Annotated in this window: 11 protein-coding genes and 1 riboswitch; all 11 genes read left to right on the top strand. The window is 40.1% G+C overall.

The genetic code is table 11. From position 1 onward, the window contains the following. Positions 1 to 3 precede the first annotated feature (3 nt). A riboswitch (cobalamin riboswitch) is annotated at positions 4 to 186 on the top strand. Positions 187 to 323: 137 nt separating this feature from the next. The 11 genes from QH639_RS25135 (at position 324) to icmF (ending at position 15,634) form a co-directional block, all read left to right on the top strand. Continuing rightward, entirely contained in the window at positions 324 to 1,292 is a 969-nt protein-coding gene (locus QH639_RS25135; protein ID WP_066036949.1) for an ABC transporter substrate-binding protein, read from the top strand. Next, the gene (locus QH639_RS25130) at positions 1,289 to 2,290 is read left to right on the top strand and encodes a FecCD family ABC transporter permease (RefSeq protein ID WP_004231533.1); all 1,002 of its coding nucleotides are present in this window, start codon (positions 1,289 to 1,291) and stop codon (positions 2,288 to 2,290) included. The genes QH639_RS25135 and QH639_RS25130 overlap by 4 nt, the downstream gene beginning before the upstream one ends. Continuing rightward, the gene (locus QH639_RS25125; RefSeq protein ID WP_131520775.1) at positions 2,287 to 3,747 is read left to right on the top strand and encodes an adenosylcobinamide amidohydrolase; all 1,461 of its coding nucleotides are present in this window, start codon (positions 2,287 to 2,289) and stop codon (positions 3,745 to 3,747) included. The genes QH639_RS25130 and QH639_RS25125 overlap by 4 nt, the downstream gene beginning before the upstream one ends. Before the next feature lie 12 nt (positions 3,748 to 3,759). Beyond that, positions 3,760 to 4,323 (top strand): cob(I)yrinic acid a,c-diamide adenosyltransferase, encoded by a 564-nt coding sequence (locus tag QH639_RS25120; RefSeq protein WP_004231536.1) that lies wholly within the window; start codon positions 3,760 to 3,762, stop codon positions 4,321 to 4,323. A gap of 361 nt (positions 4,324 to 4,684) precedes the next feature. Next, the gene (locus tag QH639_RS25115) at positions 4,685 to 6,916 is read left to right on the top strand and encodes a heterodisulfide reductase-related iron-sulfur binding cluster (RefSeq protein WP_281115411.1); all 2,232 of its coding nucleotides are present in this window, start codon (positions 4,685 to 4,687) and stop codon (positions 6,914 to 6,916) included. Positions 6,917 to 7,112: 196 nt separating this feature from the next. Continuing rightward, complete coding sequence (locus QH639_RS25110; RefSeq protein ID WP_281115410.1) at positions 7,113 to 8,318, top strand: acetyl-CoA C-acetyltransferase; 1,206 nt, start codon at positions 7,113 to 7,115, stop codon at positions 8,316 to 8,318. After that, positions 8,318 to 9,169, top strand: coding sequence for a 3-hydroxybutyryl-CoA dehydrogenase (locus tag QH639_RS25105; RefSeq protein WP_004269435.1), 852 nt, complete (start codon positions 8,318 to 8,320; stop codon positions 9,167 to 9,169). Before QH639_RS25110 ends, QH639_RS25105 begins: the two co-directional genes overlap by 1 nt. Before the next feature lie 59 nt (positions 9,170 to 9,228). Beyond that, positions 9,229 to 10,365 (top strand): acyl-CoA dehydrogenase, encoded by a 1,137-nt coding sequence (locus tag QH639_RS25100; RefSeq protein ID WP_131520778.1) that lies wholly within the window; start codon positions 9,229 to 9,231, stop codon positions 10,363 to 10,365. A gap of 155 nt (positions 10,366 to 10,520) precedes the next feature. Next, the gene (locus tag QH639_RS25095) at positions 10,521 to 11,657 is read left to right on the top strand and encodes an acyl-CoA dehydrogenase (RefSeq protein ID WP_016993589.1); all 1,137 of its coding nucleotides are present in this window, start codon (positions 10,521 to 10,523) and stop codon (positions 11,655 to 11,657) included. Between the two features lie 3 nt (positions 11,658 to 11,660). Further along, positions 11,661 to 12,293, top strand: a complete 633-nt coding sequence (locus tag QH639_RS25090; RefSeq protein ID WP_131520779.1) for a TetR/AcrR family transcriptional regulator — start codon at positions 11,661 to 11,663, stop codon at positions 12,291 to 12,293. A 92-nt stretch (positions 12,294 to 12,385) separates the two neighbouring features. After that, positions 12,386 to 15,634: a fused isobutyryl-CoA mutase/GTPase IcmF gene (icmF, locus tag QH639_RS25085; RefSeq protein ID WP_131520780.1), complete on the top strand. Its 3,249-nt coding sequence runs from the start codon at positions 12,386 to 12,388 to the stop codon at positions 15,632 to 15,634. Positions 15,635 to 15,643 lie beyond the last annotated feature (9 nt).

Raw genomic sequence — 15,643 nt, 5'->3', positions numbered from 1 at the left:
AAATCAACTGAATATTATAAAGGTTCTTTACTTAAGTAAAGTGAAAAGGGAAATCGGTGTAATTCCGATGCGGTCCCGCCACTGTAAGTGTGAGTTTTTTCAAATGATGCCACTGAAGATTTCGGGAAGGCTTGAAAAATCGCAAGTAGCACTAGCCAGGAGACCTGCCTTTATAACGACATGACAACCTACGAGGATAGGGTGGTGGATTTTGTATCAGTTTTTTTGGTGCGATTTTGCCCCCTCATCGATCAAAGATGAGGGGTTTTATTTTGATGTAGAATAAAGCGAAATGTCGCACGGATCAACGAAGGAGGATTCACATGAAGAAATTTTGGAAAATAGGATTATCAGCATTTTTAGCAGTAGGCTTGCTAGCTGCTTGTGGGCAGGAAGCAAAAGATAACAAGCCATCTAACGAGCAGCAAACACAGCAAGAAACAGCCCAGGTGGATGAAGCAACATTCCCAATGACGATAACAGATGCCCTTGGTAAGGACATTACACTTGAAGCACCTCCTGAGAAAATTGTTTCACTTATTCCGAGTAATACGGAAATCCTTTTTGGACTAGGTTTAAATGATGAAATAGTTGGTGTTACGGACAACGACGATTATCCGCCAGAGGCAGCTGAGAAGGATAAGGTTGGCGGTATGGAATACGATATTGAAAAAATTATTGCCTTAAAACCAGATATCGTTTTTTCACACGAATCTAGCATGTCTCTTTCAGAAGAGGCTATTGCACAGCTTGAATCAGCAGGTTTGAAAGTATTTGTTGTAAAAAATGCACAAGACTTTAATGAAACATATACAACAATTGAGCAACTGGGACGTGCTACAGGGAAATTACCAGAGGCAGAAAAAATTGTCGCGAATATGAAGGCAAAAGTAGAAGAAGTTTTGTCTAAAGTCAAGGATGTTGAACCCAAAAAAGTGTTAGTTGAAGCATCAGATGAGCCAGATATTTATACAGCTGGCAATGGTACATTTATGAACGCGATGCTTGAAATGATTAATGCAGAGAATGTAGCTGTAGATGGCGATAATTGGTATAAAATTGATGCAGAACAAATTATCGCAAAAAATCCAGATGTCATCGTGGTGACATATCATTATGTACCAGATATTTTAACGAAAATACCAAAACGTGCGGGCTTTGATACGATTAATGCCGTAAAAAATAATGCGATTGTGCAGGTAGATGAAAGTACGACAAGTCGTCAAGGGCCACGTTTAGCTGAAGGTCTAGAAGAATTAGCAAAAGCAATCTATCCTGAGGTATTTAAGTGAAAAAAATAGCACTAGCCTATACATTAACATGTACGCTTCTTCTTATTAGCATCTGGTGTGGCGTAGCGATAGGCTCGGTTCATATTCCATTAGAAGTATTGTGGAATAAGGCGGTTGATGAAACAGCCGCCAATATCTTTTGGAAAATTCGTTTGCCTCGCGTGTTATTAGCGGGACTAGTAGGCGCATCTCTAGCTATTGCTGGAGCAGCTTTCCAAGGTTTATTAAAAAATCCATTAGCTGATCCATATACACTAGGGGTTTCATCAGGGGCTTCTGTTGGTGCTGTTTTAACGATCTTTTTTAGTATTTCTATACCTGTTGTCGGTTTGTATGCGCTGCCAACCTTTAGTATGATTGGTGCTATCATTACGATGGTAGTTGTTATGAGCTTTGCTAGACTCGTAGACCGCTCATTAAAAATGGAAACGTTGATATTAACAGGTGTTATTTTTAGTTCATTTTTAGGTTCCCTCATTTCATTAATGATTGCCTTATCTGGTGAAGAATTACGTCAGGTAATAGGCTGGCTACTTGGTTCTGTTTCGATGCGTGGTTGGCCATATGTCCAAATGATCATTCCATTTGTGATTGTAGGTTCAATAATGTTATGGACACAAAGACGAGAATTAAATGTCTTGTTGTATGGTGAAGAGCGAGCAAAACATTTAGGTGTTAATGTAAAGCGCAGTAAATATTTGATATTAGCAGGTGGCTCCATGCTAACTGGAGCAGCTGTAGCAGTTTCTGGCACAATTGGCTTTGTAGGGTTAGTGGTGCCGCATATGACAAGGATGATTTGGGGTTCTGATCATCGCCACTTATTACCATTATCTTTTTTCAATGGTGCAACATTACTCATTATTTGTGACTTAGTAGCACGAACAATCATTGTGCCAAGAGAGCTACCAATTGGTGTCATTACGGCATTTATTGGAGCACCTGTTTTCTCCTATATTTTTTATAAGCAGCGAAGAAGCAAGGGGGTACGGGCATGATTGTTGTTGAACATCTATCAGGTGGCTATGAAGATGTACCAATCGTCAGGGACATTAGTTTTACTGTTGAAAAAGGAAAAATTCTTGGCATTCTAGGGCCGAATGGTAGCGGGAAATCCACATTATTAAAAGTAATGAGTGGTATTTTACCAGCTACTGCTGGAACCGTTTCGATTGATGGACAAAATATTCTTTCTTATCATGCTCGTGCTTTGGCAAAAAAAATGGCTGTATTACCACAGCTTCATGCAAATGCTTTCTCGAACAGTGTGAGAGAGGCAGTTTCACTGGGGCGCTACCCGCATCAAACAGGCTTTTTCTCGAGTTGGTCTGCACAAGATGAGAAGGCAGTTCAACATGCAATGCTTCAAACAGGTGTAAAGCGATATGAGCATACACCGATGGAATTTTTATCTGGCGGTGAACAACAAAGAGTTTTTGTTGCACAGGCATTAGCTCAAACAGCTGAAATCTTACTGCTGGATGAACCAACGAACCATCTTGATATTGCCCACCAACGTCAAATTTTAGATATGGTTCGGAAGGAAGCCATGGAGTGTGGTTTAACAGTCGTTATGGTACTACACGATATGAATTTAGCCTCTCTTTATTGTGATGAATTATTGCTGATGGAAAGCGGACAAATGAGAGCACTTGGTGCACCACATGAAGTATTAATTGCCTCCCAAATTGAAGAAGTTTATCAAGCACGGGTGACTACATATGCTCACCCTGAAATACCAAAACCTCAAATTACAATGATGCCCGCAGCTACAGACTATCAGCAGCGAGCTGTCATCAAAAAAGAGCACTTTACGATAACTGAACAATATATCCAACTTCAATCAGAGCTTCCTCTGAAGACCGTATCTTCTGCAGTTCATAACCCAGGCATTGGCTGGCATAATTGCTTATTAAATCGCTCAGTTCCTGGTGATTATGTCATTAGCGATGTGAAACGAGAAGTTAAAGAATTTTTGAAAAGGGAAAATTTTTCATCTACAAATACTGTTGTTATGCTAACAGCAGTACCAACAGCTCTAGTGGCCATCAATGAATTTTCAGCACCTTTTGGCAGTATAATCGTAGCTGTAACAGCTGGCGTAGGCAATGCAGTTGATGTATCTCGAGTACACGAAAGACAAGATGATCCATATATTGGTACTATTAATACATGGGTTATCGTTAATGGTTGTTTATCGGAAGAGGCATTTTTTCAGGCATTGATGACAGCAACTGAGGCAAAAACAAAGGCGTTGCAATCAGAAAATATTCGTGATGAGCGGAGTGGAACAATTGCAACAGGTACTGCTACAGATAGTCTGTTAATTGCTGCAACTCAAAAAGGAGTAGAAATGCTGTATGGTGGCCCAATTACGGAAGTTGGTAAAATGATTGCAAAGGGTGTCTATGAAACAACAGTTCAGGCGATTAGGAATTATAAAAACCATTTTTAGGAGATGAGAGAAATGAAGCTTTACACGAAAACAGGCGATACGGGGAAAACAAGTCTAATTGGAGGACGGGTTGATAAAGATAGTTTACGTGTGGAAACATATGGGGCAATTGATGAATTAAATTCCTTTATTGGAAAGGCTGTAAGTGAATTAGATCAAGCGCTTTTCAAGGATATTTTAACAGACCTAGAGACAATTCAGCATGAGCTGTTCGATGCTGGTGGGGACCTTGCTAATGTGATGAAAGAGCGTCATTATAAATTAACAGAGCAACCGATTGAAGTACTTGAAGCCCGTATAGATGCTTTATCAGATGAAGCGCCACCTTTACAACGTTTTATTTTACCAGGAGGTGCACCAGCAGCGGCGACTTTACACATTGCACGCACGGTTGCACGTCGAGCGGAGCGTGAAATGGTGACACTTATGAAAGAAGTTGAAGATGTACCCAAGGTTGTTCAAAAATATTTAAATCGCTTATCGGATTATTTATTTGCAGCTGCACGTGTTGTAAATGCTCGCTTAAACGTAGCAGATGTTGAATATATTCGCAGTGGGAATGTTTTTAAAAAATAAAGTTTGATGTAAAAAATGTTTTTGTACAAAAAGTAAATTGCCAGGTATTAAGCTACGGGGTGGTATAGTTTGTGTGCAATTTTAGCAGATGTTCAAATGTCTACTGAATATGCGACATCCTACTAAGTAAAATAGTTAAGGAAAGTAAAAAAATGCTACTTTGAAAAAATTCAGGGTGGCTTTTTTTCTTGTAAAATGTAAGAATATAAAATTATCAGAAATATTTCCGTTTTATGTTGACTGAATGCTCACTCATTTATTAGAATAGGAATATAATGATAAAGTGAAGTACATTTCTGTATGAACTAGCAAATTCGTCACAAAGAGAGAAAATTACGACAAACTAAAGGGGGGACCAACCATGAGTCCATTATTAATTGCTAACATTGTCTTAACAGTCGTGGTTGTGCTTTATGCAGTAGGATTGTTCTTCTACCTGTTGAAAACACGCTATAAGTATGTGCAATTGGGGAAAAAGGTTGAGTTTGATGAAAGTGTTAAAGAACGACTTCGTTATATTATGGTCAATGTATTTGGTCAAAATAAGCTATTAAAGGATCCAAAGAGTGGTTTAATACATGTTATGTTTTTCTATGGATTTTTGATGGTACAGTTAGGGGCCATTGATTTAATTTGGAAAGGACTAGCACCTGAGTCACATCTGCCACTAGGCATTTTCTATGGTGTCTTTACATTCTTCCAAGAGCTAGTAGTTTTAATGATTTTAATCGCGGTAGTGTGGGCATTTTACCGCCGCTATGTTGAAAAGCTAGTACGTCTAAAACGAGGATGGAAAAACGGCCTTGTATTAATTTTCATTGGTGGCTTAATGGTATCTACATTAATCGCTAATGGTATGGGATTAATTTGGCATGGTGAGGGATTAACTTATACGGAGCCAGTTGCTTCAAGTATAGCTGCCATTTTTGGCTTCCTACCTACATCTGTGGCCGCTGGTGTGTTTTATGTAATGTGGTGGGCACATCTTTTAATTCTATTAACATTCCTGGTATACGTACCGCAGTCTAAACATTTCCACTTAATTGTCAGTCCACTTAATGTTTACATGAATCGTTTAGATCGTACGGGTACATTAACACCAATTGATTTTGAGGCCTTAGAAGAAGCTGGAGAAAATGCTGAAAGCGAAGAGGATATGCCTTCTATTGGGGTAGGACGCATACAGGACTTCACACAAAAGCAAATGCTTGATCTCTATTCTTGTGTAGAATGTGGACGTTGTACAAACATGTGTCCAGCAACAGGAACAGGAAAAATGCTGTCTCCTATGGATTTAATCGTAAAATTGCGTGACCATTTAACATTTACGGGCGCAGTCGTAACAAAACAAAAACCATGGGTGCCTTATCAATTCTTTGCCAATACAAAGGGTAACCAGCTTGCAATGGCAGCTGGTGCTGAAGGTGCTGTAATTGAGGATATCTACAGCCCATCTTTAATTGGCGATGTCATTACAGAAGAGGAAATTTGGGCTTGTACGACATGTCGTAACTGTGAGGATCAATGCCCTGTAATGAATGAGCATGTTGATAAAATTATTGATCTACGTCGTTATCTAACAATGACTGAAGGGAAAGTAAATCCCGATGCTCAACGTGCAATGACGAATATCGAACGACAAGGTAATCCTTGGGGCTTGAACCGCAAGGAAAAAGAAAATTGGCGTGATCTAGATCCAACAATCCAAATCCCAACTGTAAAAGAGCTGAAAAAATCTGGCGAGGAAATGGAGTATTTATTCTGGGTTGGTTCGATGGGAGCTTTCGACAATCGCTCTCAAAAAATCGCTTTAGCATTCTGTCGTCTATTAAACGAAGCTGGTGTGAAGTTTGCAATCTTAGGTAATAAAGAGAAAAACTCTGGGGATACACCTCGCCGTTTAGGGAATGAATTCTTATTCCAAGAGCTAGCTACAGCCAATATTGATGAGTTTGAGAAAAATGACGTGAAGAAAATTGTAACAATCGATCCTCACGCCTACAATATCTTTAAAAATGAATATCAAGACTTTGGCTGGAAAGGTGAAGTGTATCATCACACTGAGTTATTAAATCAGTTGATTGAGGAAAATCGTCTAGCGCTAAACTATGAGGTTCATGAAACAATTGTTTTCCATGATTCCTGTTATTTAGGCCGCTACAATGATGTGTACGATGCCCCACGTGAAATTCTTCGAGGAATCCCTGGCGTGAAGCTTGTTGAAATGGAACGTAACCGTGAAACAGCGATGTGCTGTGGAGCTGGTGGTGGATTAATGTGGATGGAAGAACATGTAGGAAATCGCATTAACGTAGCGCGAACAGAACAGGCTCTTGCAACAAATGCATCAGTTATTTCATCAGGCTGTCCTTACTGCCTAACAATGCTAGAGGATGGTACAAAGGCTAAAGAGGTTGAAGACTCTATTGGAACATTTGATGTTGCAGAATTACTAGAACGTTCGGTGTTTGGTGAAAAAGTAAAGGCAGTTAATCCTTCTTCCGAAGAAACAGAAGAAACATACGAGGAAGTGGTGGCGTCTATAGAAAATGTTCAACAAGACAAGAATACGGAAGCGAACGCAGAAAAATGATTGCTATTGCAGAAATATTTTAGTTATCTGAAAAATATAAATTGCACAATAAAAAATTGTTTTGTAGAATAAGATTAAATGGGAATGGGAGTTGAGATAGTAAACTCCCATTTTTCCTCGATAGAAGTCGAGCGAGCGTTCAGTCAATAATGCTTTGCAGCTTCATCGAGAACGTAAAACAAAAGGGGTGTTTTACTTGAATAGAGCTGTAATTTTAGCAGGAGCAAGAACAGCGTTTGGTAAATTTGGCGGTTCATTATCAGCATTACATGCAAGTGATTTAGGTGCGATTGCCATTAAAGGGGCATTAGAGAAGGCAAATCTTGCTCCTGAGCAAGTGGATGAGGTAATTTTAGGTTCTGTTTTACAAGGGGGACAGGGGCAAATTCCTTCTCGACAGGCTGCGCTGAAGGCAAATTTACCAACAGCAGTAAAAACAGAAACAATCAATAAAGTTTGTGCTTCAGGGATGCGTGCGGTGACATTAGCAGATCAATTGATTCGTTTAGGGGACGAAGAAGTGATTATTGCGGGTGGCATGGAATCTATGTCCAATGCACCATATTATCTTCTGAATGGTCGAAATGGGTTGCGTATGGGAGATTCTACAATGGTAGATGGCATGCTATATGACGGCTTAACATGTGCTTTCGATAAAGCAAGACCACATATGGGTAGCTATGGTAATGCAACAGCTAAAGAGTTCTCGCTAAGCCGAGAAGAACAGGACACTTGGTCAGTACGCAGTCATGAACGCGCGTTAGCCGCAATTGAAAAAGGTTACTTCGCTGAAGAAATCGTACCAGTGGAGATTCCTCAACGAAAAGGTGCACCACTTATTGTTGATACAGATGAGGCACCAAGAGCAGGGACGTCTTTGGAAGTACTGGCGAAGCTAAAACCAGCCTTTGACAAGGATGGCACGATTACAGCAGGTAATGCACCTGGGGTTAACGACGGTGCATGTGCACTTGTCGTTATGAGTGAAGAACGTGCAAAACGTGAAGGTAGAGAACCATTGGCAGTAATCATTGGTCACGAAGAACTTGCGCTTGAGCCAGAAAACTTCCCGCAAACACCAGGTCTTGTTATTAATAAATTACTGAAAAAGACTAACAAATCATTAGCAGATATTGATTTAATTGAAATCAATGAAGCCTTTGCAGCGGTAGCTTTAGTCAGCAAGCAGTTGGCAGATTTAGATGCAGAAAAAGTGAATGTTAATGGCGGTGCAGTTGCTTTAGGTCATCCGATTGGGGCATCTGGTGCACGTATAATATTAACACTTGCACAGGAATTGAAGCGTCGTGGCGGTGGCATTGGCATTGCCGCAATTTGTTCAGGCGGCGGCCAAGGTGATGCAATTATGATTGAAGTACCAAAAACAGGGGGACTGAACTAATGGGAATTCAAAAGGTAATGGTCATTGGTGCAGGGCAAATGGGCTCTGGTATTGCCCAAGTTTGTGCACAAGCAGGCTTTGATGTGAAATTGAACGATATCAAACAAGAATTTTTCGAGCGTGGATTAGGGGTTATTACGAAAAATTTATCACGTGATGTAGAAAAGGGTCGTAAAACTGAAGATGAGAAGGCTGCTGTTCTAAGTCGAATTAGTATGTCGCTAGATTTACAAGATGCTAGTGATGTAGATATTATCATTGAAGCCGCTGTGGAAAATATGGAAATTAAGCAATCCATCTTTAAGCAACTTGATGGCATTGCGCCAGCACATGCTATTTTAGCTACGAATACATCTTCACTGCCTATTACAGAAATTGCAGCAGTAACAAAGCGTCCAGAGCAAGTAATTGGTATGCATTTTATGAACCCTGTACCAGTTATGAAACTTGTTGAAATCATTCGAGGTTTAGCAACAACAGATGAAGTGTACAAAGCTGTCGAAGAGATGACGGTTAAATTATCGAAAACACCAGTAGAAGTGAATGATTTCCCAGGATTTATTTCAAACCGAATCCTACTACCGATGATTAATGAAGCGATTTATGCACTTTACGAAGGTGTGGCGACAAAAGAAGCAATTGATGATGTGATGAAGCTTGGTATGAATCATCCGATGGGGCCATTAACATTGGCAGACTTCATTGGTTTAGATACTTGTCTTTACATCATGGAAATTTTACATGAGGGTCTTGGAGACAGTAAATATCGCCCTTGCCCACTGCTACGTAAATACGTTGCAGCTGGCTGGCTAGGTAAGAAATCAGGAAGAGGTTTTTACGTTTACGAATAATCCTATGGGGATGGGGTTATTTAGATGTTTCGGGACAACTTAGAGGGGTGACATTATAGATGCATTTGCAATTTACAGATGAGCAAATTATGATGCGCGATATGGTTCGTCAATTTGCTCAGGAAAAAATTCAACCATGGGTGGAGCGAATGGAAGCGGGAGAATTTCCACGTGAGCTTCTACAGCAAATGGGTGAACTTGGCTTAATGGGGATTACGACTCCAGAAGACTTAGGTGGCTCTGGCATGGATTTTACATCTTATATTATTGCGATTAATGAACTATCAAAAGTAAGCGCTGTAATGGGTGTTATTTTATCCGTCCATACTTCAGTTGGAACGAATCCAATTATTTACTTTGGAAATGACGAACAAAAGAAACGTTATGTACCAAAGCTTGCAACAGGCGAATATTTAGGCGCATTTTGTTTAACAGAACCAAGTGCAGGCTCAGACGCTGGCTCTTTACAGTCAAAGGCAGTGCGTGATGGCGATGAATATGTGATTAACGGCTCCAAAGTATTTATTACAAATGGTGGAGAAGCTGATGTGTATATTGTATTCGCATCTACTAACCCAGCTGAAAAAACAAAGGGTATCTCAGCATTTATTGTTGAAAAGGGAACATCTGGTTTAATCATCGGAAAAGATGAGCATAAGATGGGCTTGCACGGCTCACGTACAGTTCAGCTGACATTCGATAATTGTCGCATTCCAGCCGACAACCTACTTGGGGAAGAGGGAGAAGGCTTTAAAATTGCGATGGCCAATTTAGATGTTGGACGAATCGGCATTGCTGCACAGGCGTTAGGAATTGCTGAGGCGGCACTAGAGGCGTCTGCTGCTTATGCTAAAGAACGCATTCAATTTGGCAAGCCGATTGCCGCACAACAAGGTATTGGCTTTAAGCTTGCGGATATGGCAACGGCTGTTGAATCTGCAAAACTGTTAGTCTATCGTGCAGCTGATTTACGTGCAAAAGGTTTACCATGTGGAGCAGAAGCTTCAATGGCTAAACTTTTCTCATCACGAACAGCGGTACAAACGGCAATAGAGGCTGTTCAAATATTTGGCGGCTACGGCTATACGGAGGATTATCCAGTAGAGCGCTATTTCCGCGATGCAAAGGTGACAGAAATCTATGAAGGTACAAGTGAAATTCAACGACTAGTCATTAGTAAACATTTACTGAAATAAAGCCTGAAATAAAGCGATGGGAACCGTTCCAGAGTGAGGGGAAAACGTTTCTAGAGGGTGTAGAACTGCTCTGAAATAAGGCAAATCTTCCTAATCCAAACTAACAATAATCAGGTAACACAAAACAGAGTCTAACTAAAAAGGGGAAATGGACAATGAACTTTCAGTTAACAGAAGAGCATGAACAATTACGTGAAATGATTCGTGATTTTGCTATAAATGAAGTGGCGCCAACAGCTGCTGAACGTGACGAAAATGAAGAATTTGACCGTGCGATTTTCGACAAAATGGCGGAGCTTGGGCTTACTGGTATTCCATGGCCTGAGGAATATGGTGGTGCAGGATTTGATTACCTTGCATATGTCATAGCTGTTGAGGAACTTTCACGTGTTTGTGCTTCGACTGGGGTAACTTTATCTGCACATACTTCACTGGCAGGTTGGCCACTCTACAAGTTCGGTACAGAAGAGCAAAAACAAAAATACCTTCGTCCAATGGCTGAAGGCAAACATATTGGTGCATATGGTTTAACAGAACCAGGCTCTGGCTCTGATGCGGGTGGCATGAAAACTTATGCAAAACGTGATGGCGATGATTATATTTTAAATGGCTCAAAAATCTTTATTACGAACGGTGGAGTAGCAGATACATATATTGTATTTGCAGTAACAGATCCAGAAGCAAAACATGGCACATCCGCATTTATCGTGGAAGCTGGATTTGAAGGTTTCTCTGTAGGGAAGAAAGAAAAGAAATTAGGAATTCGTTCATCTCCAACAACAGAGATTATTTTTGATAACTGTCGTGTTCCAAAGGAAAATCTATTAGGGGCTGAAGGAGAAGGCTTTAAGATTGCTATGACGACACTAGATGGTGGACGTAATGGTATTGCGGCTCAAGCAGTAGGAATTGCACAAGGAGCACTCGATGCAGCAGTTGACTATGCCAAAGAACGTGTGCAATTTGGTAAACCGATCACTGCAAATCAAGGCATCTCCTTTAAATTAGCCGATATGGCAACTCAAATTGAGGCTTCTCGACTACTTACATACCAAGCGGCATGGTTAGAATCTAATAACCTACCATATGGTAAGGCATCTGCAATGGCGAAATTAATGGCTGGCGATACAGCGATGAGTGTGACGACAGAGGCGGTTCAAGTATTTGGTGGCTATGGTTATACAAAAGATTACCCTGTAGAGCGCTTTATGCGTGATGCTAAAATTACACAAATTTACGAAGGTACGCAGGAGATTCAACGTCTTGTTATCTCGCGTATGCTAACGAAATAATTGATGACTGATAAAGATAAAAGGCCCCAAGTACAGTCAACCGTAAAAGATGAAAATCTAATCGCCATTCGTCGTGAACAAATGATCCAAGGAGCTATTAAGCTATTTAAAGAAAAGGGCTTTCACCGTGCCACGACGAGAGAGATTGCAAAAGCTGCTGGCTTTAGTATCGGTACTTTGTATGAATACATCCGAACGAAAGAAGATGTTTTATACCTTGTTTGTGACAGTATCTATCACCATGCAATGGAGCGTCTTTCAAGTTATGAGGTTAAAGCAGGAACAATTGATGAGTTAAAAGAAATGATTCGGGAATACTTCCTGCAAATCGATAGTATGGTTGATGAGCTAACAATCATGTATCAAGAAACAAAATCATTGTCAAAAGAAGCACAACGCTATGTTTTTAGTAAAGAGTTTGAAATGGTTGCCACATTTGAACGCTTGTTACAGCGATGTGTGCAGTCTGGCGAACTAACTATGACAGATAAGCAAATCCATTTAGCAGCCAATAACTTAGTTGTTTCAGGACAAAGCTGGGCGTTTCGCAAATGGGCTTTACATCGTCAGCATTCTATTGACGAATTCATTGACATGCAAATCACCTTGTTCATTTCAGGCATAAAGGGGTTTTAATATTTTGTAAGGGGTTTGTCGGCAATTGCATATAGCGATATTGCAATTGCTGGCTTTTTTTATTCAAAAAGGGGAGAAAGTGGGGATTTCATATGACAAAGGTAGAAGTATATCGTCCAAAAAATCACGTACGTTTTGTGACAGCATCGAGTCTTTTTGATGGACATGATGCTTCAGTCAATATTATGCGACGCATTTTACAATCGAGCGGTGTAGAAGTAATACATCTAGGTCATAACCGCTCTGTTGAAGAAGTCGTGAATGCTGCGATACAAGAAGATGCTCAAGGGATTGCTGTTTCTTCCTATCAAGGCGGACATATGGAATACTTTAAATATATGTATGATTTACTGCGTGAAAAAGGAGCACCACATATTAAAATTTATGGCGGTGGTGGAGGAGTTATTTTACCTCGTGAAATTAAAGAGCTTCATACGTATGGCATTGCAGGGATATTCTCACCAGAGGATGGCCGTGTTTTAGGGCTACAGGGAATGATTAATGAGCAAATTAAAGGAACAGATTTCCCGACTGCAACAGGTAATTATTTAGAGAAATTAAAGGCTTTAACGACAGAGACACCTGAAATTTTAGCCAATCTAATAACAGCAGCTGAGTCAAATGACGATGAAGCTACGAAAGAAATGCTAGCAGAGGCAAGAAAGCTTTCAAAAGGTACGCCTGTAATGGGGATTACGGGAACAGGTGGTGCAGGGAAATCATCCTTAACGGATGAACTGATTCGCCGCTTCCTAAAAGAATTCCCAGATAAACGTGTAGCCATTCTATCAGTCGATCCAACAAAGCAAAAAACGGGTGGAGCATTGCTTGGGGATCGTATTCGCATGAACGCTATTTTTAATAACCGTGTTTATATGCGTAGTTTAGCAACACGTGGCTCACGTACAGAATTATCTGCATCAATTGGTGATGTGCTAGATGTAGTACGTGTAGCAGGTTATGACTTAATCATCGTAGAAACAAGTGGAATCGGTCAAGGTGATGCCGAAATTACAAAATACACGGATCTATCTATGTATGTCATGACAAGCGAATTCGGTGCACCTACACAACTTGAGAAAATTGATATGATTGACTTTGCAGATGTTATTGCGATCAATAAATTTGAGCGAAAAGGCTCAGAGGACGCCCTTCGACAAGTACAAAAACAATATCAACGTTCCCGCGAGCTTTGGGATGAATCACTTGATAACATGCCAGTCTACGGTACAATAGCTAGCCAATTTAATGACAAAGGCACAAATGCGTTATTCGCCGCCCTCGTTAAAATAATTAACGAAAAAACAGGTTTTAATTGGGAAACAAGCTATGAGCAATTTGCGAAAACGCAAAAGCAAGATGTTATCATTCCAAACGATCGCCGTTATTATTTACGTGAGATTACGGACACTGTCCGTGGCTATCATAAAAAAACTGAGCAGCAGGTGGCATTTGCGCGTCGACTATTCCAATTAGAAGGTGCTATTGCAGCTGTCCAAGAAAAAGCGCCAGATGATGTGCTTGTGGCATCGCTTACTTCTTTAGCAGAAGGTGTTAGAGATGAATTAACAGCAGAATCCAAGCGTATATTGGATAATTGGCAGGCATTAAAAGAAGCGTATGCTGGCGATGAGTTTGTGACTAAAGTTCGCGATAAAGAAATTCGTACCATCTTAAAAACAACTAGTCTTTCTGGCACGAAAATTCCAAAAGTAGCATTACCGAAGTTTGAAGACTATGGGGAAATCTTGCGTTGGGTTTATAAAGAAAATGTTCCTGGCGAATTCCCATATACGGCGGGTGTATTCCAATTCAAACGTGAGGGTGAAGATCCGAAGCGTCAATTTGCTGGCGAAGGCACACCAGAACGTACAAATAAACGCTTCCATTATTTATCCAAAGATGATGATGCAAAACGTTTATCTACAGCATTTGATTCTGTAACCTTGTATGGGGAAGACCCAGATTACCGTCCAGATATTTACGGTAAGGTTGGAGAATCAGGTGTATCGATCTGTACACTAGAAGATATGAAAAAACTTTACGCAGGCTTTGATTTATGTGCACCGTCTACATCTGTATCAATGACTATTAATGGACCAGCACCTATTATTTTAGCAATGTTTATGAATACAGCAATCGATCAACAAGTCCAATTACGTGAGCAAGAGCTAGGACGAACTTTGACAGTTGAAGAGTTTACCGAGACACGTGAAAAAACATTGCAAGTCGTACGTGGAACAGTACAAGCTGATATTTTAAAAGAAGATCAGGGCCAGAATACATGCATTTTCTCAACAGAGTTTGCTTTGCGTATGATGGGCGATATTCAGCAATACTTTATAGACCATAAAGTACGTAACTATTATTCTGTTTCCATTTCTGGTTATCATATTGCGGAAGCTGGAGCAAACCCTATTTCCCAATTAGCCTTCACCTTAGCTAATGGCTTTACGTATGTAGAGTATTATTTAAGTCGTGGCATGAATATTAATGACTTTGCACCAAATTTATCATTCTTCTTCTCAAATGGACTAGATCCAGAGTATACAGTAATCGGCCGTGTGGCACGACGTATTTGGGCTATTGTAATGCGTGATAAATACGGTGCTAATGAGCGCGCTCAAAAGCTAAAGTATCATATTCAAACGTCTGGGCGTAGTTTACATGCACAAGAGATTGATTTTAATGATATTCGTACAACATTACAGGCTTTAATGGCATTACAAGATAACTGTAACTCATTGCATACAAATGCCTACGATGAGGCCATTACTACACCTACGGAGGAATCTGTAAGACGTGCTATGGCAATTCAAATGATTATTACAAAAGAGCATGGTCTAGCAAAAAATGAAAACCCACTACAAGGTGCGTTTATTGTTGAAGAATTAACAGATCTTGTGGAAGAAGCGGTTCTTGAAGAGTTTGATCGTATCAATGATCGTGGCGGTGTGTTAGGTGCTATGGAAACACAATACCAACGTGGTAAAATTCAAGAAGAATCTATGTACTACGAAATGTTAAAACATTCAGGAGAGTTACCAATCATTGGTGTTAATACTTACTTGAACCCAAATCCACCTTCAGATGCTGATATAGATAATATGGAAATTGCACGTGCATCTACAGAAGAAAAAGAGACGCAAATTCAAAATTTACAAGCTTTTTGGAAAGCACATGAAGAGGAAAGTGAAGCTGCAATTGCACGTCTACAAGAAGTGGCTGTCAATAATGGTAATATTTTTGCTGAGCTGATGGAGTCAGTAAAAGTAGCAAGTTTAGGGCAAATTACAAAAGCTTTATATGAAGTTGGCGGACAATATCGACGTAATATGTAAGCAAGGTTG

The organism is Lysinibacillus sp. 1 U-2021, assembly GCF_029916965.1.
GTDB classification, from domain to species: domain Bacteria; phylum Bacillota; class Bacilli; order Bacillales_A; family Planococcaceae; genus Lysinibacillus; species Lysinibacillus capsici.
Note: the sequence above shows the minus strand (reverse complement) of the source record. Positions and strands in the feature narration are given on the sequence as shown.